Consider the following 21,755-nt stretch of genomic DNA (forward strand, 5'->3'; position numbering starts at 1 on the left):
GGAGACGCCGACGTCCCCGGCGCACGCGGCGGCGGGGACGTCGGCGACCGTTCGGTCACGGCGTGGGCGGGCCCTCCGGCGTGGCGGAGGCACCGCCGTCAGCGGCATCGGGGCCGCCGGCCGCAGCACCGGTCGGTGCGACGTCAGGGACCCCCGGTGCCACCGTCGCCTTCGCGGTCGCCTTGCCGCGCCGGGCGTTGCGCCGCTCCAGCGCGATGGCCAACCGGCTCAGCGCGACGTTGATGACGATGTAGATGACGGCGCAGACGATCGCCGCCGGGATGACGTTCTGGAACCGGGTGCCGACCAGCGAGAAGCTGCGCAGCAGCTCGGGGAACGCCACGATGTAGCCCAGCGCGGAGTCCTTCAGCAGCACCACGAGCTGGGCGACGATCGCCGGCATCATGCTGGAGACCGCCTGGGGGACCAGGATGAGGCCCATCACCTTGGTCTTGTTCATGCCCAGCGAATAGGCGGCCTCGGACTGGCCCTTGGGCACCGAGTTGATGCCGGCCCGGAACACCTCGGCCAGGACCGACCCGTTGTACAGGGTCAGGCCCACGATGACCGCGGTGAGCGGGTCGACCACGAACGTGCCGAACGGCACCCCCAGCAGCTGGTTGGCCGCCAGCGGCGACGCCAGGGCGAAGAAGATCAGCATGAGTAGCGGGATGCCGCGGAAGAACTCCACGACCGCGCCGCAGACCCACCGGATCACCTTGTGGTCGGAGAGCCGGCCGATGCCGAACACCAGGCCGAACACCAGGGCGAGGACGATCGACACGCCCGCGGCCTGGAGGGTGGCCAGCATGCCCGGCAGGACCATGCCGGTCCACAGGGCCGGGTCGAGGAACGGCTCCCACTTGGGGCCCGCCCACTGCCCGGTTTCGCTGACCCGCCACACATCGGGCGTGAGGAGCGCGCCCGGGTCGGCGCTCACGGCCTCCCAGGTCTGGTTGAACCCGAGGTAGACCCACGCCGCGAAGGCCGCGCCGAGGAGGAGCGCCCCCACGCTGTAGATGCGCTGGCGGGCCACCGCCTTGGGGCCCGGGGTGTCGAAGAGGCGGCTGGGTTCCTTCGCTTGCAGGATGCTCACCGTGCCACCGCCAGTCGCTTGCTCATCCAGCCGAAGATCCAGCCCATGGGCAGGCACAGGACGAGGAACCCGAGCGCGAAGCCGACGAACGTCGGCACGACCGGCACCACGCCCTGGTCGAACATGAGCTTCATCTGACGCGATGCCTCCTGGACGCCCAGGCCCGCCACCGACGCCACGGTGGTGTTCTTGGTCAGGGCGATCAGGACGCTGCCCAGCGGGCCGATCACCGAACGCAGCGCCTGCGGCAGCACGATCAGCCGCATGTTCTGCATGAACGTCAGGCCGAGTGAGCGCGCCGCCTCGATCTGGCCGAACGGGATGGTGTTGATGCCCGCCCGCAGCGCCTCGGAGACGAAGCACGCGGTGTAGGCGGACAGCCCCAGAACGGCCAGCCAGTAGACGTTCCACTCCACGCTCTCGGCGAAGCTCAGCCCGAGGGCGCTGTTGAGCCCCAGGCCGCAGAAGAGCAGCACCAGCGTGAGCGGCGTGTTGCGGATGGCCTCGACGTAGACCGTTGCCATGAGCCGCAGCAGCGGCACGGGCGAGACCCGCATGGCCGTGAGGACGAGGCCGAGGAGGAACGAGAATAATGCGCTGATCGCGGTCAGCCGCACCGTCCAGGAGAACCCCTCCAGGACGGCGTCTGAGTTGTCGAGAAAGGCTTCCATGTGTCCAAGCCGTTCAAGATGGCCGCCCGGGGACGCGGGTCACCGGGCGGCCACAGGCGGGCGGATGGTCAGGCGCAGGTGTCGAGCTCGGGCGCTTCGGTGCTGAACTCGAAGTTGGCCTCACCGAAGTGCGTGTTCAGGAACTCCTCGGCGGAGCCGTCCTCGTACATCTGGGTGATCGCGGCGTTGACCTGCTCGCAGCGCTCGGTGCTGCCCTTGGGCAGGCCGACGCCGTAGCGCTCCTCCTGCAGCTCCTGGCCGAGCAGCTGGAAGGTGCCGGGCTGCTGGGCGGCGAAGCCGGCGAGGATGGTGTTGTCGGTGGTGACCGCGTCGACCTGGCCGTCCGTCAGGAGCTGGAGGCACTCGGAGTAGTTCTGGGCCTCGCGCGTCTCGGCGTCGATCTCCAGGGTGTCGGTGATGGTCTCGGCGGAGCGGGAGCCGGAGGCCGAGCACAGGACGTTGCCGGCCAGGCTCTCGGCGTCGGTGATGTCCTCGTTGCCCTCCTGGACCAGGATGTCCTGCTGGGCGACGTAGTACGGCCCCGCGAAGTCGACCAGTTCCTTGCGCTCGTCGGTGATCGAGTAGGTGGCCACGACCATGTCGACGGTCTGCTGCTGGAGGAAGGTCTCGCGGTTGGCCGAAGCGGCCTCGGTCCAGGTGATCTGTTCGGGCTCGTAGCCGAGCTCTCCGGCGATATAGGTGGCGACATCAACGTCAAGGCCGACGGGTTGACCCGCGCCCTCTTCAAGTCCAAGGCCGGGCTGGTCGTACTTCACACCGATGGTGATGGTGCCGTCGTCCTCGCCGCCGCCACCGCCGCCACAGGCGGTCAGGGCGAGCGCAAGGGCCGCCGCCCCGGCCACGGCCGAGCTGATCGATCGAACTCGCATGATTCCTCTTAACCTCGTGGGTTGTGGTCGTGCTCCGCAGCGTCGGCGCAGCACTCGGGGGATGGACCGGTGTCCCGGTTCAGTGGCTCAGAATCTTCGAAAGGAAGTCCTTGGCTCGTTCGGAGGCGGGCTGGGTGAAGAACTCGTCGGGGGTGTTCTCCTCGACGATCTCGCCGTCGGCCATGAAGATGACGCGGTCGGCGGCGCGGCGTGCGAACCCCATCTCGTGGGTGACCACGACCATGGTCATGCCCTCCTTGGCCAGCGAGGTCATGACGTCCAGCACCTCTTGGACCATCTCGGGGTCCAGCGCCGACGTGGGCTCGTCGAACATCAGCACCTTGGGGTCCATCGCGAGCGCGCGGGCGATGGCCACGCGCTGCTGCTGGCCGCCGGAGAGCTGGGCCGGGTACTTGTCGGCCTGGGAGGCGATGCCGACCCGGTCGAGCAGTTCCAGGGCCCGCTTCTGGGCCTCGGCCTTGCTCTTCCCGCGGACCTTGACCGGACCCAGGGTGACGTTCTGGAGCACCGTCTTGTGCGCGAAGAGGTTGAACGACTGGAAGACCATCCCGACGTCGCTGCGCAGGCGGGCCAGCCCGCGCCCTTCGGCGGGCAGTGGCTGCCCGTCGATGGAGATGACTCCGGAGTCGATGGTCTCCAGCCGGTTGATGGTCCGGCACAGGGTCGACTTGCCGGAACCGGACGGGCCGATCACCACGACCACCTCTCCGCGGTTGACGGAGACGTTGATATCGCGCAGTACATGGAGATCGCCGAAGTGTTTGTTGACGTTCTCCAACGCGACGAGAGCAGTAGCGGTCATGGGCGGAACCTAGCCCCAGCGGTGGCTGTTTGTCACCATCGCGCCGGTCGTCGGTCCTGGTAGTAGCGGATTTGTTATAGGCCGTTATGGCGGAAATTCCCTGTACGGCAGCTCAATGCGGCGACGATGTCTGCGCACGTAGCGCAATCTTCATCAGGCCGACATATGGCGCTCTGTAATGTCCCGGCGGCCCACGGTGAGACGGTCGGGCGGGCGGCACGCAGCGATTAGCCTGGAGTGGTGAGCCAGAGTCGTACCTACCACGTGCGGACCTACGGCTGCCAGATGAACGTCCACGACTCCGAGCGCCTGTCCGGACTGCTGGAGGACGCGGGCTACGTGCGGGCAGCCGAGGACAGCACCGCCGACGTCGTCGTGTTCAACACCTGCGCCGTCCGCGAGAACGCCGACAACCGCCTCTACGGCAACCTCGGGCACCTGCGCCCGGTCAAGGACGCCCACCCCGGCATGCAGATCGCCGTCGGCGGGTGCCTGGCGCAGAAGGACCGCGGCGAGATCGTCCGCCGCGCGCCCTGGGTCGACGTCGTCTTCGGCACGCACAACATCGGGTCCCTGCCCACCCTGCTCGAGCGCGCCCGCGTCCAGCGCGAGGCCCAGGTCGAGATCGAGGAGTCCCTCCAGACGTTCCCCTCGACCCTGCCGACCCGGCGCGAGTCCGCCTACGCAGCGTGGGTCGCGATCTCGGTGGGCTGCAACAACACCTGCACGTTCTGCATCGTCCCCGCGCTGCGCGGCAAGGAGAAGGACCGCCGCCCCGGCGACATCCTCGCCGAGGTCCGCGCGCTGGTCGCCGAGGGCGCGGTCGAGGTCACCCTGCTGGGCCAGAACGTCAACGCCTACGGCAGCGAGTTCGGCGACCGGCAGGCGTTCTCCAAGCTGCTGCGCGCCTGCGGGGAGGTCGAGGGCCTGGAGCGCGTCCGCTTCACCTCGCCGCACCCGCGCGACTTCACCGACGACGTCATCGAGGCCATGGCCGAGACCCCCAACGTCATGCCGCAGCTGCACATGCCGCTGCAATCGGGGTCGAGCCGGCTGCTGAAGTCGATGCGCCGGTCCTACCGCCAGGAGCGGTTCCTCGGGATCGTCGAGAACGTGCGCCGCGCCATGCCCGACGCCGCCATCACCACCGACATCATCGTCGGCTTCCCCGGCGAGACCGAGGAGGACTTCCAGGAGACGCTGCACGTGGTGCGCGAGGCGCGCTTCGCGGCGGCGTTCACCTTCCAGTACTCCAAGCGGCCCGGGACCCCCGCCGCCACGATGGAGGGCCAGCTGCCCAAGGCGGTCGTCCAGGAGCGCTACGAGCGGCTGGTCGCGCTCCAGGAGGAGATCTCCTGGGCCGAGAACCGGGCGCTCATCGGCCGCGAGGTCGAGGTGCTCGTCGCCGAGGGCGAGGGGCGCAAGGACGGCGCCCGCGCCCGCATGTCGGGGCGGGCCCCCGACAACCGGCTCGTGCACTTCGCCACCACGGCCCCCGGCGGCGGCCCCGCCGAGGGCGAGGGCCCGCGCCCCGGCGACATGGTGACCGTCGGCGTCACCGGCGCCGCCCCCCACCACCTGGTGGCCGACTCCGGGATCCGCGCGGTGCGCCGCACCCGCGCCGGCGACGCCTGGGCCGCCCGCAACGGCAGCGCCCCGCAGCAGCCCGGCGTGCTGCTGGGCATGCCGCGGATCGGTGCGCCCGCACCCGAGCCGGCCCCGGCGGGCGGCTGCAACGCGGGCTGACCCACGACCGGTACCGGTGGCCGGCTCCGTCCGTCCCCGAGGCCGGCCACCGGTGTCTCAACGGTGCGGCCGTCTCACAGGCGCACGGGCAGCCGGGACAGCCGCCACATCGCCGGCATCAGCCGGCGTTCGGCGTCGGCCGGACCGCTCGCCAGTGCGAGATCGGGGTAGCGGCGCAGGAGAGCGGTGAAGGCGACCTCCCCTTCCTGGCGGGCGAGCGCCGCGCCCAGGCAGTAGTGGGGGCCGTGGCTGAACCCGACGTGGGTCTCGCGCCGGCCGGCGGGTTCGCGGGTGATGTCCAGCCGCTCGGGGTCGTCGAACTCGCGGGGGTCGTAGTTGGCGCTCGCGAGCATCGGCAGGACCAGGTCGCCGCGGTGGAACGTGGTGTCGCCGATCGTCACGTCCTCGGTGGCGTAGCGCGCCCGCGGGGCCTGCACCAGCGGGCCGCACCAGCGCATCAGCTCGTGCACGGCGCGGGGCGCGAGCCCGGGTTCGGCGCGCAGCCGGGCGAGCTGGTCGGGGTGGGTGAGCAGGGCGAAGGTCCCGTTGCCGATGAGGTGGGCGGTGGTCTCGTGCCCGGCGATGACGAGCGTGAGCACCATCGTGACCAATTCCTGGTCGCTGAGCCGGTCGCCGTCCTCGTCGTGGGTGCGGATGAGGCCGGTGAGCAGGTCCTCGGCGGCTGCCGCGCGCCGCTCCCGGATCAGCTCGTGGATGTGGTCGACCATCTCGACCACCGCCGAGCCGAAGTCGGCGTCGGGGTCGAAGGAGACCAGCCGGTTGCCCCAGTCGCGCCATTGCGGCCGGTACCGCTTGGGGACGCCGACCAGTTCGCAGATCACCGTGATCGGGAGGGGATAGGCGAAGTGCTCGACGAGGTCGACGGCGCCGTCCTCGGCGTGGCGGGGCAGGTCGTCGAGCAGCCGCTCGGTGATCTCCTCGACCCGGGGGCGCAGCTCGTTGACCCGGCGCACCGTGAAGGTGCGGGAGACCAGCTTGCGCAGCCGGGTATGGTCATCGCCGTCGTTGTCGAGGATCGATGCGGCGAAGTAGGGCAGGTAGGCCTCGGGGACGCCCCGAGAGGTGAGGGCGGCGACACGGTAGTTCGGCGGGGCGGAGCCCGGAACCGAGGCGGGGTTGTTGACGAACCGGGGGTCGCTCAGGACCGCCCGCACGTCGTCGTAGCGGGTGACCAGGTGGAACTTCTGCGGAACGCCCGGGAAGGACGCTTCGGCCACGCGGGACTGCTCGCGGATCCGGGAGTACCCCTGGAAGGGGTCGCCCAGCAGTGCGGGGTCCATCAGGTCCACCGGGCATCTCGCGGTTCCGGTGGCGGGGGTGGATTCGGCGGATGTGCTCATGACCGTCCTCCATTGGGGGTCATCTGATGAGGGGCGCCTGCCGAGCGCGTCGCGGATGCACTCGGGGCAGGCGGTCGCACAGGCGGCGGAACCGCCGGCGCTTCAGAGCCGCACGGGCAGCCGGGTCAGCCGCCACGACCCCGGCAGCGGCTGGCGCTCGGCGTCGGCCGGGTCGATCGCCAAGGCGAGGTCCGGGTAGCGGCGGAGCAGCGCGGTGAAGGCGACCTCGCCCTCCTGGCGGGCGAGCGCCGCACCCATGCAGTAATGGGGGCCGTGGCCGAACCCGACGTGGGTCTCGCGCCGGCCCGCGGGCTCGCGGGTGATGTCCAGCCGCTCCGGCTCGCCGAACTCGCGCGGGTCGTAGTTGGCGCTGACCAGCACGGCCATGACGGGCGCGCCGCGCGGGATCGTGGTGTCGCCGATGGTGACGTCCTCGGTGGGGTAGCGCATGCGGGTGGCCTGCACCGGGCCGCACCAGCGCATCAGCTCGTGCACGGCCCGCGGCGCCAGGCCGGGTTCGGCGCGCAGCCGGGCGAGCTGGTCGGGGTGGGTGAGCAGGGCGAAGGTCCCGTTGCCGATGAGGTGGGCGGTGGTCTCGTGCCCGGCGAGGACCAGGGTGAGCACCATCGTGACCAGCTCCTGGTCGCTGAGCCGGTCGCCGTCCTCGTCGTGGGCGCGGATGAGGCCGGTGAGCAGGTCATCGGCGGGCGCCGCGCGTCGCTCCCGGACCATCTCGTGGATGTGGTCGACCATCTCCGCGATCGCCGAGCCGAACGCGCCGGGTGCGAAAGAGAAGAGACGGCTGCCCCAGTCGCGCCAGCGGGGGCGGTCCTCCTCGGCGACGCCGACCAGTTCGCAGATCACCGTGATGGGGAGGGGGTAGGCGAAGTGCTCGATGAGGTCGACGGTGCCGTCCTCGGCGTGGCGGGGCAGGTCGTCGAGCAGTTTCTCGGTGATCTGCTCGACCCGGGGGCGCAGGTCGTTGACGCGGCGCACGGTGAAGGTGCGGGAGACCAGCTTGCGCAGGCGGGTGTGCTCATCGCCATCGGCGTCGAGGATGGTCTCGAGGAAGTAGGGCGCGTACTCCTCGGACAGGCCCCGCTGGGCGGCGGCGTCGCGGCGGAAGGTCTCCCCCTCGGTTCCGGAGACCGCAGCGGGGTCGTTGGCGAAACGGGGGTCGCTGAGCACGGCCCGCACATCGTCGTAGCCGGTGACCAGCTGGACGGGCTGCTCGATCCCGAACAGCCTGGCCCCCACCACGCGGTGCTGATCGCGGATCCGGGAGTACCCCTGGAACGGGTCGCTCAGCAGTGCGGGGTCCATCATGTCCACCGGGCATTTCCCGGTCCCCATGGCGGGGGTGGATTCGGCGGATGTGCTCATGGTGCCCTCCGTTGGGCGTCAGATTCGGGTCTGTTTGTCGACCGCGGCGCGGACATGGGCCGCCAGCTCGCGGTAGTACCGGCCGACCTCCGCGGCCACGGCGGTGAGGTCAGCGGAGGGGACGTCGGTCTCCAAGGCGTTGCGCACGGTCAGTGCAAGGGAGTCGGCCTTCGCCTCGAAGGAGAGCGGTTTCAGCGGGAGGAGCGGGTCGATCGTCAGGAACCCGACCACCACCGCGGTGTACGCATGGACCTGCTGGTCGCGTGAGACGTCGGTGCGCAGCACGCCCCGGTCGCGGAGCAGGTCGAAGTGGAAGGTCAGTGCCGACACGCGCCTCTCCTGGACGTCGCCGGCGACCTCCATGGCGTCGCGTGCGAGGGTGCCCAGTGTGTCGGGGTCGCCGAGCACCACGGCCCGGATGAGCGGCTCCTCGTGGACCCAGCCGTAGAGGATCCGCGCGATCCTGCTGGGCAGGATGGTCGCCGGATCCGCGTCGATGAGGTCGAGGAGCCGCTCGATCATCTCGGACTGCTTGCGCATCAGCACCGTCAGGAACAGCACCGTCTTTGTGCGGAAGTGCAGGTAGACGGTGCCCTTGCCGACCTGTGCGCGGCGGGCGACCTCGTCGATGGTGACGCGCCGGTACCCCCAGGCGATCAGCAGCTCGGCCGCGGCGTCGAGGATGCGCTCGGCGCGCATCTCGCGTTCGGCCGCGCTGCCGGGCGCGGGTGTGGTCTCGGATCGCGTCACGTTCTGTGCCTTGTCGTTCATGCGTCCATTGTGGATCTTGACTGCGTGACCAGATTTGAAATCTGGTCACGCAGTCAAGGCTATGTCCGCTTTGGCCGCCCGGCAAGGGCTGCGGGCGTAGGGAACGCGTCAAGACCCGGGCGCGAGCCGATAGCCTCGCCCTGTGCTGATCGCCGCCGCCGTCTGCCCCCACCCGCCCCTGCTCGTGCCCGAGGTGGCCCGCGGGGCGGCCGGTGACCTCGACGGACTGCGCGCGGCCTGCGACCGCGCCGTCGCCGGGCTCGCCGAGGCAGGCCCCGACGTGCTCGTGGTGGTCGGTGGCGGCGCCGCCGACCACACCCACGGCCCCGGCGCAGGCGGCGACCTGCGCCCCTACGGGGTGCCGCTGCCGGTCGGGCCGCCTCCGGCCGTGCTGCCGCTGTCGCTGACGATCGGCCGGTGGCTCGCCGAGCGCGGCGGCCTGGCGCCCGCGCGGCTGGTCGAGGTCGCCGCCGATGCCCGGCCCGAAACCTGCCTGGTCCGCGGCGCCGGCCTCGCGGCCCTGGCCCCCCGGGTGGCGCTACTGGCCATGGGCGACGGCAGCGCCCGGCGCACCACGGCCTCGCCCGGGCGGTTCGACGCGCGCGCGGTGGCCTTCGATTCCTCGGTCGCCGCGGCGCTCGCGGACGCCGACACCGCCGCCCTCGCGGCTCTCGACCCCCGGCTGGCCGGCGACCTCATGGCCGGGGGCCGCGCCGCCTGGCAGACCCTGGCGGGCGCCGCCGACGGCGCCGGCTTCACGGGGGAGCTGCTCGCCCACGAGGCGCCCTACGGTGTCGGCTACTTCGCGGCCTTGTGGCGCTGAGCCCGTCACCCTCCCGTCGCGCGGGACACGGCCGATGGACCTGCGGCCCGATTCCAGCGGGGCGGCGCTATCCGCCCGAGACCTCCATCGCCGCGAAGTGGGCGCCGAACGGGTCGGCGATCATCGCCCACCGGCCATAGGGGGAGTTCGCGGCGGCGCGCAGCGCCCGCCCGCCCCGCTCCTCGGCGGCCTGCACCGCGGCGTCGGCGCTGACCACCCCGAAATAGGTGAGCCACGCGCCGTGCCCCTCGCTGACCCGCTCGTCGGCACCGCCGTAGACCCCGCACACCGGGGCGCCGTCGCTGATCAGCGTGGTGTAGTCGAAACCGGACATCCGTTCGGTCGTGTACCCGAACACCCGGGCCAGGGCGGCGCTGGTCGTCTGCGTGTCCTTGCTGGTCACCTCGGCCCAGAGCGGGGCGCCGGGAACGCTGTGGGCCTCGGCGCCGCGCAGCAGCCCTGGGCGCCACAGGCCGAAGACGGTCCCCGCGGGCTCGCGCGCGATCGCCATCCCGCCGGTGTCGCCGATCTCCTGGTGCGCGACCACGACCGCGCCCCCCGCGTCCTCGACGACGCGCAGCGCAGCGTCGATGTCGTCGGTGGCCAGGTAGGTGGTCCAGTTGCACCGCTCCGTTGGGTCGCTGGGCTCGCCCCATGGTTCGGAGAACGCGGCGACGCGCCGCCCGTCGAGGGTCGCGGTCACATACCCCTCACCCTCGAAGTCCCAGCCGAGCAGGGCGCGGTAGAAGGCCGTCGCGCGCTCCAGGTCGGGCACGACCATGTCGGACCAGACCGGTGCGCCCACCGGGTAGCGCGCGGACCCCGGGGATGCGGAGATCGTCATGGCCGTCCCCGTACCCGTGACGGGCGGTACGGACCGGCCGATCAGGTAAAAACCGGGGCGGCCCGCCGCGGTCAGCCGGCGGGGGCGCCGGCCGCGGCCGACTCCACCAGGTGCAGTGCCCGGTCGGTGAGGTCGGGCGCGTCGTAGGGCAGCCAGTGGATGCGGGGGTCGCGCCGGAACCAGGAGTCCTGGCGGCGCGCGAACCTGCGCGTGGCGCGGACGGTCTCGGCGCGCGCGGTGGCGTCGTCGTACTCGCCGTCGAGGAAGCGCAGCACCTGGGCGTAGCCCAGCGCGCGCGAAGCGGTGCGCCCTTCGCGCAGGCCGTGCTCCGCCAGCTCGCGGACCTCCTCGACCAGCCCTTCCCGCCACATGCGGTCCACCCGCGCCTCGATGCGCGCGTCGAGTTCGGGGCGCGGCACCTCCAGCCCGATCTGCACGCAGGGGTAGCGGGAGGTGTGCTCGGGCAGGGTCGCGGTGAACGGGCCGCCGGTCAGCTCGATCACTTCCAGTGCGCGCACGATGCGCCGGCCGTTGGTGGGCAGGATGGCCTCGGCGGCGACGGGGTCGCGCCCGGCCAGGCGCGTGTGCAGCGGGGCGGGGCCGGTAGCCGCCAGCTCGGCTTCCAGGCGCGCCCGCACCTCGGGGTCGGTCCCGGGGAAGTCGAGCTCGTCCAGTGCGCCCCGGATGTAGAGCCCCGACCCGCCCACGAGCAGCGGGGTGCCGCCGGCGGCGCGCAGCCGGTCGATGATGGTGCGCGCCCGCCGCTGGTGGTCGGCGACGTTGGCGGTCTCGGTGACGTTCCAGATGCCGAGCAGGTGGTGGACGATCCCGCGGCGTTCGGCGACGGGCAGCTTGGCGGTGCCGATGTCCATGCCGCGGTACAGCTGCATGGAGTCGGCGTTGATCACCTCGGCCCCGGCGGAGGCCCCGCCCAGCCGCAGCGCGAGGTCCACGGCCAGGTCCGACTTGCCAGCTGCCGTCGGCCCGACGACCGCGATCACCGGCGGCCCGCTGTCCTCGTTGTCCGTGCTGCTCATGCGACCAGTCTGCCAGCGGCCGGCGGTGGTCGCGGCGGGGAAAGGCCGGGGCGGCACGCCCTAAGATGATCCCATGCGCTTCGCCAAAGGCCACGGCACCGAGAACGACTTCGTGATACTCCCCGATCCCGACGGCCGGCTCGACCTCACGCCCGTGGCCGTCGCCGCCCTGTGCGACCGCCGGGCGGGCATCGGCGGCGACGGCGTGCTCCGCGTCGTGCGCACCGCCGCCCTCGGCGAGGACCTGACCGGGGCCGCGGCCTCGGCCGCCGGCTGCGAATGGTTCATGGACTACCGCAACGCCGACGGCAGCGTCGCCGAGATGTGCGGCAACGGCGTGCGGGTCTTCGCCCGCTACCTGGTCGAACAGGACCTCGCCAAGGGGCCCGCCTTCAGCGTGGGCACCCGGGCCGGGGCGCGTGACATCGTCATCGAGGACGACGGCGACATCACCGTGGACATGGGCGCCGCCCGCATCCTCGGCGAGGGGTCGGCCGGGCTGGCAGGCGGCGCCGTTCGCGGGCTGCGCGTCTCCGTCGGCAACCCGCACCTGGCCTGCCGGGTCGATGGCGGGTCCGCCGCCGTCGCCTCCCTCGACCTCACCGCCGCGCCGGAGCTCGACCCCGCGGAGTTCCCCGAGGGCGCCAACGTGGAGGTCTTCGCCGAGGTCGCCCCGGGCACGCTTCAGATGCGCGTCTATGAGCGGGGGTCCGCCGAGACCCGCTCGTGCGGCACCGGCATCGTCGCGGTCGCGGCCGCGGCCACGCCCCCCGGCGAGGGCGCCACCTGGCGCGTCCGCGTGCCGGGCGGCGAGTGCATCGTCTTCCTCGACTCCGGCGGCGCCCGCCTGCGCGGCCCCGCCGTGATCGTCGCCGAGGGCGAGACCCGCCTCCTGTGAGCCGCGCCCGGCCGGGCGCCGTGGTCCGGCCGCCGGCCGGGCCGCCTGAAGGCGGGGATCCGCCCGCTCTCCCGCCGGGCCGCGCCGCTCAGCCGCCGGTCAGGGCGGTGGGCGGCAGGCCGCGGATCGAGGCGTCGAGCACCTGGGCGGTGTGGGCCACGGCGATCGAGCCGCCGGAGCGTTCGATGGCCGCGGCGATCTGCAACGAGCATCCGGGGTTGCCCGCGATGAGCAGCTCGGCGCCCGTCTCCCGCACAGCGGCGCTCTTGCGGTCGCCGAGTTCGGCCGCGGGTTCGGGCCGCAGCAGGTTGTAGACGCCCGCCGACCCGCAGCAGATCTCCGGGTCCGCCACCTCCGACAGCTCCAGCCCCGGGATCGCGCGCAGCAGTGTGCGCGGTTCGGCGGTGATGCCCTGGCCGTGGGCGAGGTGGCAGGCGTCGTGGTAGGCCGCCCGCACCGGCAGGGGGTGCCGTTCGGCCCGGGGACCGAGGGCGGCCAGGTACTCCGAGAAGTCGGCGACGCGCGCCGACAGCGCCTCCGCGCTCCGGACCTCCGCCGGGGAGCCCCCGGCTTCGCGGATGAGCCGCGGGTAGTGCTTCATCGTCCCGCCGCACCCCGCGGAGTTCACCACAACGGCGTCCACCCCCGCCTCCTCGAAGGCGGCGACGGTGGCGCGGGCGAAGCCCGCCGCCTCGGCCGCGCGCCCGGCGTGCGACGACAGCGCGCCGCAGCACCCCTGGGAGCGGGGGATCACGACGTCACAGCCCTCACTGGCGAGGACCCGCGCGGTGGCCGTGTTGACCTGCGGGAAGAACGCCCCCTGCACGCAGCCCGTGAGCATGCCGACCACCGCGCGGCGGCGGCCGACAGCGGGCACCAGCTCCGGGAGCGCGGGCACGCCGCCGCGCAGCGGCGGGGCCACGCGCTCCATGGTGGCCAGCGACGGCGAGATCCGCTCCAGCACCCCCGACCCCCGCACCAGCCGCGACAGCCCGCTCGCCTGGTAGGCACGCAGTGGGGCGCGCAGCAGGTCCAGGCGGCGCCGGTGGGGGAACAGCGCGAAGACCGCCGCGCGCAGCCCGCGCTCCACCGGCCCGCGCCGGTGCTCCTCCTCGACCCGGGCCCGGGTGGTCTCGATCAGCGCGTCGTAGGCCACCCCCGAGGGACACGCACTGACGCAGGCCAGGCACCCCAGGCAGTTGTCGAAGTGCCCCACCGCCGCCTCGGTGAGGACGTCGTCGCCACGCGCCTGCCCCATGAGGTGGATCCGGCCCCGCGGGGAGTCCATCTCCTCCCCCCAGAGCACGTAGGTGGGGCAGGTGGGCAGGCAGAACCCGCAGTGGACACAGTCGCCGAGCAGGTCATCGAACGACCGGTGCACCCCTTCCGGGGCGCCGTCGTGGACGGAGCGGCCGTCGGTCATGTGAGGCCTCCTTGTGCGGGTGTTCCGGGCATGGGCCGGGCGTTCTCCCGTGTCAGGCCGACCGGTCGCGGCCCTGGCCGCCTCGGCCGTCGGCGAGGCGCGGGGCGGACGGCGGGGCCCATCAGATGCCGCCTGCGAAGCGGCCCGGGGACAGGAGGTGGTCGGGGTCGAAGCGGGCCTTGATCGCGCGCATCAGGGGCAGGCCGGGGACGTCGCCCCAGAGGTCGGTTCCGGCGTGGTCGAGGAGAGCGGGGGCCGCGCGGGGGACCGTCAGGGCGCCGCGGGGGGCGTCCGGCGAAGCGCCGGTGATCGCCGTGCGGGCGGTGGCGATGGTGTGCGCGGCCGCCTCCGGGGGCGCATCGGCGGGCAGTGCTGCCAGGAGCGTGCCCGCTGCGGCCGATCCGCGGACCGACACCGGCAGCCCGGCGTCGCCGGCGGGNNNGCCGCCACCGCCTCGTCCGGCGCTACGGCGAACATGAGCAGGGTGTCGCCGGGCCCCCCCGGCGGGGCGCCCCAGCCGGCGGGCGGCTCCGGTGCGGTGACGGCGTCGCCGAGCAGCCGTGCGACCTCTGCGGCGCGCGCCTCGATCCCGCCTTCTGCGCCCTCCAGCAGGACGTGCAGGCGCAGGGGGCCGTCGGCCGGCCAGTCGAGTTCGACCGCGGCGGGGACCGTGGCCGAGGCGGCGACCGCCCGCCGCCAGGCGGAGAGCGTGCCGGGGTCGCGGGTGGTGCCGGACACCACGCGCACGGCCGGCGGCAGCGGGTGCAGCCGGAAGGTCACCGAGGTGATGAGCCCCAGCGTCCCCAGCGCCCCGGTGTGCAGCCGCCCCAGGGCGTAGCCGGCGACGTTCTTCACCACCCGGCCGCCCGAGGCGGCGGCGACCCCGTCGGCGCGCACCACCGTCATGCCGATGATCAGGTCGCGCACGGGCCCGTGCAGGAGCCGCCGCGGCCCCGACAGCCCGGTCGCGACGAGGCCGCCCACCGTGGACCCGGCGACCACCGGGTCGACCGACAGGCGCTGGCCCGCCGAGGCCAGCGCGTCCTCCAGCTCGTCCACCGGGGTCCCGGCGCCCGCCTCCACGACGAGGTCGCCCGCTGCGTGCTCGATCCGGGAGAGCCCGGTGGTGTCGACCACCAGGTCGCAGCGGAGCGGCGGGGACCCCCAGCCCGCCTTGCTGCCGTTCCCGCGGGCCACCGACGCCAGGCCGTTCCGGGCGGCGGCCGCCAGGAGCGCCGAGGCGCCCGGCAGGTCACGAGGCGCGGCGACGAAGCGGGGCACGAGGCCCCCGATCGCGTCGTCCGCCGTCCCGGCGCGTACCCGGGTGCCGCCCTCGGCCAACTCCGCGATGAGGGCGGCATCGCCCGCCACCGCCGCCCCGGCACCGCCCGCGCCCTGTCCGCCGCCCACGCCGCACGCTCCTCTCATCCGCCCGTCCGTCCCGTGCCTGATCGGTGGCCGCTCCCGCGGGCTAGAACAGCTCTGCCCGGCCCTCGGCCACCAGCGGGTGCGCCCCCTTGTTCACGCGGGGCCGCTCCCCGCACAGCCGCGGGGTGGGCAGCAGCTTCTCGGGGTTGGCGATGCCGTCGGGGTCGAACGCCCGGCGGAACCGGTCCATCGTTTCGAGGTCGTCGGGGCCGAACATCTCGGGCATCTGGCAGGCCTTGTCCACCCCCACCCCGTGTTCGCCGGTGATCGAGCCGCCCGCTCCCACGCACAGGTCCAGGATCGCGCCCGACACCTGCGCCGCCCGCTCCCCGGCGCCGGGCTCGGCGTCGTCGAAGAGGACGAGCGGGTGCAGGTTGCCGTCGCCGGCGTGGAAGACGTTGGCCACCCGGATTCCCGACTCCGCCGACAGCCGCGCGATGTCGCGCAGCACCTGCGGCAGCGCGGTGCGGGGGACCACACCGTCCTGCACGATGTAGGCCGGGCTGATGCGCCCCACGGCGGCGAACGCCGACTTGCGGCCCTTCCAGATGCGGGCGCGCTCGGCGGCGTCGCTGGCGGTGCGGATCCCGAAGGCGCCGGCGTCGCGGCACAACCGGGTGACCTCGTCGAACTGGGCGTCGACGTCGGCCTCCGGGCCGTCGAGCTCGACGATCAGCACCGCCCCCGCCCCTGGCGGGTAGCCGCAGGCGACCGCGGCCTCGGCGGCCGCGATGGACAGGGCGTCCATCATCTCGATGGCGGCGGGCAGCACCCCGGCGGCGATGATCGCGGACACCGCTTCGCCGCCGGCGTCCATGGTGTCGAACGCCGCCAGGACGGTGCTCACCTTCTGCGGGGCGCGCACCAGCCGCACGGTGATCTCGGTGGCGATGCCCAGCGTCCCTTCGGACCCGATGAACGCGCCGATGAGGTCGTAGCCGGGGGCGTCGGCGGCCTTGCCGCCCAGCCGCACGATCTCTCCGGCGGGGGTGACCACGACCAGGCCGGTGACGTGGTTGACGGTGAACCCGTACTTGAGGCAGTGGGCGCCGCCGGAGTTCTCGGCGATGTTGCCGCCCACCGTGCACACCTGCTGGCTGGAGGGGTCGGGGGCGTAGTAGTAGCCGTGCGGCGCGGCGGCGCGGGTGACGTCGAGGTTGGCGACGCCGGGCTCGACCACGGCGCGTTCGTTGGCGGTGTCGATCTCGATGATGCGGCGCATGCGCGAGGTCGCGATGAGCACGCCGTCGGTGCGGGGCAGCGCGCCGCCCGACAGGCCGGTGCCCGCGCCGCGCGGGACGAAGGGCACCCGGTGCTCGGCGCACAGCCGCACCACCGCCGCGACCTGGGCGGTGGTGGTGGGCAGTACGACGACGCCGGGGACGGCCGCGTGGTAGGTGATCCCGTCGCTCTCGTAGGTGCGGCGGGCGGCGGGGTCGGTGACGACGCCGTCGGCGCCGCAGATCTCGCGCAGCCGCGGGATCAGTGCGTGGAGCGGTTCCGGCATGGGGGCTCGCCTCCCCGTCCGTGTCCGGGCCCGTGGCGGGGCCCGCTAGGGCGTACTCTCTCCCACCTTCCCCGCGGCGGCAAGGTCCGCCGCGGGCGGTCAGGGCATGGACTCGTAGGCGGGCAGGGTCAGGAAATCGGCGTAGTCGTCGGCCAGCGCGACGGTGGTGAACACCTCGCGGGCCTGCGCGAACAGCTTGTCGTCGAAGGCGTCGCCGAGATCCTCGCGGATGGCGGCGAGCTCCTCGCCGATGATGCGCTCGACCAGGTCGCGGGTGACGGCGGGGCCGTCGTCGAGGGTGACGTCGTTGTGGAGCCACTGCCAGACCTGGGAACGGGAGATCTCGGCGGTGGCGGCGTCCTCCATGAGGTTGTGGATGGCGACGGCCCCGTTGCCGCCGAGCCAGGCGGCGAGATAGCGCAGGGCGACGTCGACGTTGGCGCGCAGGCCGTTCTCGGTGATGCCGCCCTCGGCGGTGCCGACGGACAGCAGGTCGCCGGCGGTGACGGCGACGTCGGGGCGCTGCCGGTCGAGCTGGTTGGGCCGGTCGCCCAGGACGCCGTCGAAGACCTCGCCGGCCACGGGGACCAGGTCGGGGTGGGCGACCCACGAGCCGTCGAAGCCGTCTCCGGACTCGCGGGCCTTGTCGTCGCGGACCTTGGCGAGCGCGCGCTCGTTGACCTCGGGGTCGCGCCGGCTGGGGATGAACGCGGCCATGCCGCCAATGGCGAAGGCGCCGCGCCGGTGGCAGGTGGACACCAGCAGCTCGGTGTAGGCGCGCATGAACGGCGCGGTCATGGTGACGGCGTTGCGCTCGGGCAGCAGGAAGCGGCGCCCGCGGGTGCGGTGCGTCTTGATGATGCTGAACAGGTAGTCCCAGCGCCCGGCGTTGAGCCCGGCGGAGTGCTCGCGCAGCTCGTAGAGGATCTCCTCCATCTCGAACGCCGCGGGGATGGTCTCGATCAGCACGGTGGCGCGGATGGTGCCCTGCGGGATGCCCAGGCGGTCCTGGGCGGTGCGGAAGATGTCGTTCCACAGCCGCGCTTCGAGGTGGCTCTCCATCTTGGGCAGGTAGAAGTAGGGGCCCTTGCCCTTGTCGAGCTGCCGCTGCGCGCAGTGGAAGAAGTAGAGGGCGAAGTCCACGATGCCGCCGGAGGCGCGCCGGCCGTCGACGAGGATGTGCTTCTCGTCGAGGTGCCAGCCGCGGGGCCGGACCACGACCGTGGCCAGCTCGGCGTCGTCCTTGAGGGCGTAGGACTTGCCTTCCGGGGTCGTGAAGTCGATGGCGCGGTCCAGGGCGTCGCGCAGGTTGAGCTGGCCGCCGATCATGTTCTCCCACAGCGGGGTGTTGGCGTCCTCGAAGTCGGCCAGCCACACCTTGGCGCCGGAGTTGAGCGCGTTGACCGTCATCTTGCGGTCGGTGGGGCCGGTGATCTCCACGCGGCGGTCGGTGATCCCGGGGGCGGGCGGCGCCACCCGCCAGTCGGGGTCCTCGCGGATCGCGCGGGTCTCGGGGAGGAAGTCGAGGTCGGCGCCCGCGGAGATCTCCGCCTGGCGGCGGGCGCGCGCGGCGAGCAGCTCCTGGCGGCGGTCCTCGTAGCGGCGGTGGAGGTCGGCGATCAGCTCCAGTGCGTCCTGGGTCAGGATCTGGTCGAACCTGTCGTGCAGGGGGCCGGTGACCTCGACCCCGTTCGTGGAGCTCATGAGAGAAAACCTTCCACAAAGCGGAACTAGCTTCTGTTATGTGGAATAAAACGCTACTCTGCGGCCCGGGACGGGTCAACGTCGGCTCCATCGCACACGCAGAAACTTTCCGCGGCGCGGAAGAATCCGACAATTTGCAGGTGGGCCCGGAGAACGGGGACGCGGCGCGGCAACGGGCCGATCCGGATGGACACGCACCGCCCGCGGCGCGAAAATCGGATGCCCGGGCGGCGCGACCGTGCCACCATCCGAGGGGGAACAAGCCGCCCCAGCGCGGCGTTGCCCTTGCTGGAGGGATATGAATACTGCTCATGACCACGGTTTCACCCGGCCGACCGGTCACACCCGCGGAGGGCCCATGAACCGTGAAGCGATCGCCGTCGGCGATCTCGACGCCGACGCGCTGCTGTACGCGGCCCGCAACGGCGACGACCCCGACCAGGGCGAGCTCGAACTCGCCGACCGCCACGCGCTGCGCCGGGTAGCGGGCCTCTCGACCGAGCTGACCGATGTCACCGAGGTCGAATACCGTGCCCTGCGCCTGGAGCGCGTCGTACTGATCGGGGTCTGGACCAGCGGCACCCAGCTCGACGCCGACAACTCCCTGACCGAGCTCAAGCAGCTCGCCGAGACCGCGGGCGCGCTCGTGCTCGAAGGCGTCACCCAGCGCCGCCAGAAGCCCGACCCGGCCACCTACGTCGGCCGCGGCAAGGCCGGCGAACTGCACGAGATCGTCGAGAGCACCGGCGCCGACACCGTCATCTGCGACGGCGAGCTGACCCCCGGCCAGCTGCGCCAGCTCGAAGAGGTCGTCAAGGTCAAGGTCATCGACCGCACCGCGCTCATCCTCGACATCTTCGCCCAGCACGCGCGCAGCCGCGAGGGCAAGGCGCAGGTCGAACTCGCCCAGCTCACCTACCTCCTCCCGCGCCTGCGCGGCTGGGGCGACTCCCTGTCGCGCCAGGGCGGCGGCAGCGGCGGCGGGGGCAACGGCGGCGTGGGCCTCCGCGGCCCCGGTGAGACCAAGATCGAGACCGACCGCCGGCGCATCAACACCAAGATGGCCAAGCTGCGCCGCCAGCTCGCCCAGATGTCCACGGCGCGCGACGTCAAGCGCGACCGCCGGCGCACCCGCCAGGTGCCCGCCGTTGCGATCGCCGGCTACACCAACGCCGGCAAGTCCAGCCTGCTCAACCGGCTCACCGGCGCCGGGGTCCTGGTGGAGAACGCCCTGTTCGCCACCCTCGACCCCACGGTCCGCCAGGCCCGCACCCCCGACGGCCGCGCTTTCACGCTCAGCGACACCGTCGGGTTCGTGCGCCACCTGCCGCACCAGCTCGTCGAGGCGTTCCGGTCCACGCTCGAAGAGGTCGCCGACTCCGACCTCATCCTGCACGTCGTCGACGCCTCGCACCCCGACCCCGAGCAGCAGCTCGCCGCGGTGCGCGAGGTCTTCGCCGACATCGGCGCCCAGGACGTGCCCGAGCTGATCGTCTTCAACAAGGCCGACGCCGCCGATCCGGTGGTGCTCAAGCAGCTCCGCACCCGCGAACCCGGGGCCGTCGAGGTCTCGGCGCGCACCGGAGCGGGCGTCTCCGACCTGATCGATGCGGTCAGCGGGGCGCTGCCGCTGCTCGACCGCGAGATGCGCGTCGTGGTGCCCTACCACCGTGGCGACCTGGTCTCCCGCGTCCACGAGGAGGGCCGCATCATCGGCGAGGAGCACACGGGCGACGGCACCGCGCTGCACGCGTGGGTGCCGCAGCTGCTCGCGGGCAAACTGGAGGAGTTCGCGGTGCCCGCCGGCTGATTTTCCCTGACGGATTGGTCACTTCAACGGCGGAACCCCAGGTGGGGTTCTGCCGTTGGTGTGTTTAGGGCGTGAAGAGGTGTACACGGTGTCCGCGGATGAACTACGGTTTTGAATCACTGGCACGAGTCCGTGAGGCGCCGGCCCCCCGGCCGCACCGCTCCTTCCCCCCGCCAGACCAGCCGAGATCGAGGTCGCCTATGTCTGCCCGTCTGCTCCGACCTGCTGTGATATCCGCGTTTTCGCGGCCATGACCCCCAAGGCGGGCCGGTGAGACGATGACTGTACGACTACTGACGAACATCGGGCGGCTGTGGACCGGGACCGATCTCCTCAGTAACGCGGCGATGCTCATCCACCACGACCGCATCGCGTGGGTCGGAGCCGCCGCGGACCTTCCGCAGAGCCTTCCGGGCGTCATCGACGACATCGTCGACGTCGACGAAGTCGACAACCTCGGCGGCGGACTGGTCACCCCTGGGTTGATCGACGCCCACTGCCACCCGGTGTACGCGGGCAACCGCTACGCCGAGGTCGCCATGCGCGCCAGCGGCGCCTCCAAGGCCGAGATCGTCGGCGCGGGCGGCGGGGTCGCCTCCACGGTCACCGTGACCCGCGGGACCGATCCCTGGACCCTGTGCAACGCGGTCCGCGAGCGGCTGCGCCACTGGGTGCTCTCCGGGTGCACCACCGTCGAGGCCAAGACCGGCTACCACCTCACGCGCGACGGCGAACTCGCCGACGTCCGGCTGCTGCGCTCGCTGGAGGAGGAGCCCGGCATGCCACGGCTGCACGTCACCTTCTTCGCGGCCCACGCGGTGCCGCCCGAGTACTTCGGCCGGCCGCGCGACTACGTCGACGCCGTGTGCTCGTGGCTGCCCGACGCCGCCCGCGCCGGCGCCGACGGCGTGGACGTCTACTGCGACAACCAGCAGTTCACCTCCGACGACGCCCGGATGCTGCTGTCGGCGGGCCGCTCCGTGGGGCTCCAGACCCACATGCACGCCTGCACCCGGCCGCGGCACGGCGCCATCCGCATGGCGGCCGACCTCCAGTGCTCCTCGGTCGACCTCGTGCACGAGACCGACGAGGACGACATCCTCGCGCTGGCCAAGACCAGCACGCCGGTCGTCGTCTGCCCCACCACCTCGCTGCACGAGCACCGGCACCCGCCGGTGCGGTCGCTGCTCGACCACGGCGTGCCCGTGGGGCTGGGCACCGACCACAACCCCGGCCAGTCGGGCACGATGTCCCTGCCGCTGGCGATCTCCATGGCCATCTCGATGTTCAACATGAGCGTCCTGGAGGCACTTCGCGCGGCGACCGTCGGCGGCGCCTACGCGCTGGGTGCCACCGACCGCGGCCTGCTGGCCCCGGGCCAGTACGCCGACATCGTCCAGTGGGACGCCGACCACGAGGGCGCGTTCGCCTGGTCCTACGGCCTGAACACACTGCGGGTGTGGCGCGGCGGCGAGACCATCCGCTGACCGCTCCGGCCGCCCGCCGGAAACACTTTCACGGGTTCGCCCGGACGGCCGCA

The 21,755-nt window shown here is 72.7% G+C and carries 18 protein-coding genes; 5 read left to right on the top strand and 13 right to left on the bottom strand.

Going from position 1 to position 21,755, the window contains the following annotated elements:
- Positions 1–55: 55 nt before the first annotated feature.
- The 4 genes from ACFOVU_RS05935 to ACFOVU_RS05950 all read right to left on the bottom strand — a co-directional run bounded on the left by ACFOVU_RS05935 (position 56) and on the right by ACFOVU_RS05950 (position 3,480).
- Positions 56–1,096, bottom strand: coding sequence for an amino acid ABC transporter permease (locus tag ACFOVU_RS05935; protein ID WP_378530559.1), 1,041 nt, complete (start codon positions 1,094–1,096; stop codon positions 56–58).
- The gene (locus ACFOVU_RS05940; protein ID WP_378530561.1) at positions 1,093–1,767 is read right to left on the bottom strand and encodes an amino acid ABC transporter permease; all 675 of its coding nucleotides are present in this window, start codon (positions 1,765–1,767) and stop codon (positions 1,093–1,095) included. Before ACFOVU_RS05940 ends, ACFOVU_RS05935 begins: the two co-directional genes overlap by 4 nt.
- A 68-nt stretch (positions 1,768–1,835) precedes the next feature.
- Positions 1,836–2,657 carry a glutamate ABC transporter substrate-binding protein gene (locus ACFOVU_RS05945; RefSeq protein ID WP_378530563.1) on the bottom strand — a complete coding sequence of 274 codons (822 nt, stop codon included), beginning with the start codon at positions 2,655–2,657 and terminating at the stop codon, positions 1,836–1,838.
- 79 nt (positions 2,658–2,736) lie between these two features.
- Positions 2,737–3,480, bottom strand: a complete 744-nt coding sequence (locus ACFOVU_RS05950) for an amino acid ABC transporter ATP-binding protein (protein ID WP_378530565.1) — start codon at positions 3,478–3,480, stop codon at positions 2,737–2,739.
- Positions 3,481–3,744: 264 nt separating this feature from the next.
- On the opposite strand from ACFOVU_RS05950, the gene miaB reads away from it, so the two are divergent.
- Positions 3,745–5,226: a tRNA (N6-isopentenyl adenosine(37)-C2)-methylthiotransferase MiaB gene (miaB, locus tag ACFOVU_RS05955; protein ID WP_378531190.1), complete on the top strand. Its 1,482-nt coding sequence runs from the start codon at positions 3,745–3,747 to the stop codon at positions 5,224–5,226.
- A 74-nt stretch (positions 5,227–5,300) separates the two neighbouring features.
- Here miaB and ACFOVU_RS05960 read toward each other — a convergent pair whose 3' ends face one another.
- The 3 genes from ACFOVU_RS05960 to ACFOVU_RS05970 form a co-directional block, all read right to left on the bottom strand.
- Entirely contained in the window at positions 5,301–6,587 is a 1,287-nt protein-coding gene (locus ACFOVU_RS05960) for a cytochrome P450 family protein (RefSeq protein ID WP_378530567.1), read from the bottom strand.
- A gap of 102 nt (positions 6,588–6,689) precedes the next feature.
- On the bottom strand, positions 6,690–7,970 hold the full coding sequence (locus tag ACFOVU_RS05965; protein WP_378530569.1) for a cytochrome P450 family protein: 1,281 nt from the start codon (positions 7,968–7,970) through the stop codon (positions 6,690–6,692).
- An 18-nt stretch (positions 7,971–7,988) separates the two neighbouring features.
- Positions 7,989–8,741 (bottom strand): TetR/AcrR family transcriptional regulator, encoded by a 753-nt coding sequence (locus ACFOVU_RS05970; RefSeq protein ID WP_378530571.1) that lies wholly within the window; start codon positions 8,739–8,741, stop codon positions 7,989–7,991.
- A gap of 142 nt (positions 8,742–8,883) precedes the next feature.
- Between ACFOVU_RS05970 and ACFOVU_RS05975 the strand changes: the two genes are divergently transcribed.
- Complete coding sequence (locus tag ACFOVU_RS05975; RefSeq protein ID WP_378530573.1) at positions 8,884–9,564, top strand: hypothetical protein; 681 nt, start codon at positions 8,884–8,886, stop codon at positions 9,562–9,564.
- 67 nt (positions 9,565–9,631) lie between these two features.
- Here ACFOVU_RS05975 and ACFOVU_RS05980 read toward each other — a convergent pair whose 3' ends face one another.
- Positions 9,632–10,408: a VOC family protein gene (locus tag ACFOVU_RS05980; protein ID WP_378530575.1), complete on the bottom strand. Its 777-nt coding sequence runs from the start codon at positions 10,406–10,408 to the stop codon at positions 9,632–9,634.
- Between the two features lie 71 nt (positions 10,409–10,479).
- Positions 10,480–11,445 (bottom strand): tRNA (adenosine(37)-N6)-dimethylallyltransferase MiaA, encoded by a 966-nt coding sequence (gene miaA / locus ACFOVU_RS05985; protein ID WP_378530577.1) that lies wholly within the window; start codon positions 11,443–11,445, stop codon positions 10,480–10,482.
- A 73-nt stretch (positions 11,446–11,518) separates the two neighbouring features.
- Between miaA and dapF the strand changes: the two genes are divergently transcribed.
- Positions 11,519–12,343, top strand: a complete 825-nt coding sequence (gene dapF / locus ACFOVU_RS05990; protein ID WP_378530579.1) for a diaminopimelate epimerase — start codon at positions 11,519–11,521, stop codon at positions 12,341–12,343.
- A gap of 88 nt (positions 12,344–12,431) precedes the next feature.
- Here dapF and ACFOVU_RS05995 read toward each other — a convergent pair whose 3' ends face one another.
- From ACFOVU_RS05995 to aceB, 4 genes are all read right to left on the bottom strand, one after another.
- Positions 12,432–13,766, bottom strand: coding sequence for a (Fe-S)-binding protein (locus ACFOVU_RS05995; RefSeq protein WP_378530581.1), 1,335 nt, complete (start codon positions 13,764–13,766; stop codon positions 12,432–12,434).
- A gap of 270 nt (positions 13,767–14,036) precedes the next feature.
- The gene (locus tag ACFOVU_RS06000) at positions 14,037–15,194 is read right to left on the bottom strand and encodes an FAD-binding oxidoreductase (protein ID WP_449289730.1); all 1,158 of its coding nucleotides are present in this window, start codon (positions 15,192–15,194) and stop codon (positions 14,037–14,039) included.
- A gap of 43 nt (positions 15,195–15,237) precedes the next feature.
- Positions 15,238–16,701: an FAD-linked oxidase C-terminal domain-containing protein gene (locus tag ACFOVU_RS06005; RefSeq protein WP_378530585.1), complete on the bottom strand. Its 1,464-nt coding sequence runs from the start codon at positions 16,699–16,701 to the stop codon at positions 15,238–15,240.
- 99 nt (positions 16,702–16,800) lie between these two features.
- Positions 16,801–18,405 (bottom strand): malate synthase A, encoded by a 1,605-nt coding sequence (gene aceB, locus ACFOVU_RS06010; RefSeq protein ID WP_378530587.1) that lies wholly within the window; start codon positions 18,403–18,405, stop codon positions 16,801–16,803.
- Positions 18,406–18,703: 298 nt separating this feature from the next.
- On the opposite strand from aceB, the gene hflX reads away from it, so the two are divergent.
- Positions 18,704–20,215, top strand: a complete 1,512-nt coding sequence (gene hflX, locus ACFOVU_RS06015) for a GTPase HflX (protein WP_378530589.1) — start codon at positions 18,704–18,706, stop codon at positions 20,213–20,215.
- Between the two features lie 278 nt (positions 20,216–20,493).
- Complete coding sequence (gene hutI, locus ACFOVU_RS06020) at positions 20,494–21,702, top strand: imidazolonepropionase (protein WP_378530591.1); 1,209 nt, start codon at positions 20,494–20,496, stop codon at positions 21,700–21,702.
- The last annotated feature ends 53 nt before the right edge of the window (positions 21,703–21,755 follow it).

Origin of the sequence: Nocardiopsis sediminis, assembly GCF_042650565.1 — a bacterium.
In the GTDB taxonomy this organism is placed as follows: Bacteria; Actinomycetota; Actinomycetes; order Streptosporangiales; family Streptosporangiaceae; genus Nocardiopsis_B; species Nocardiopsis_B sediminis.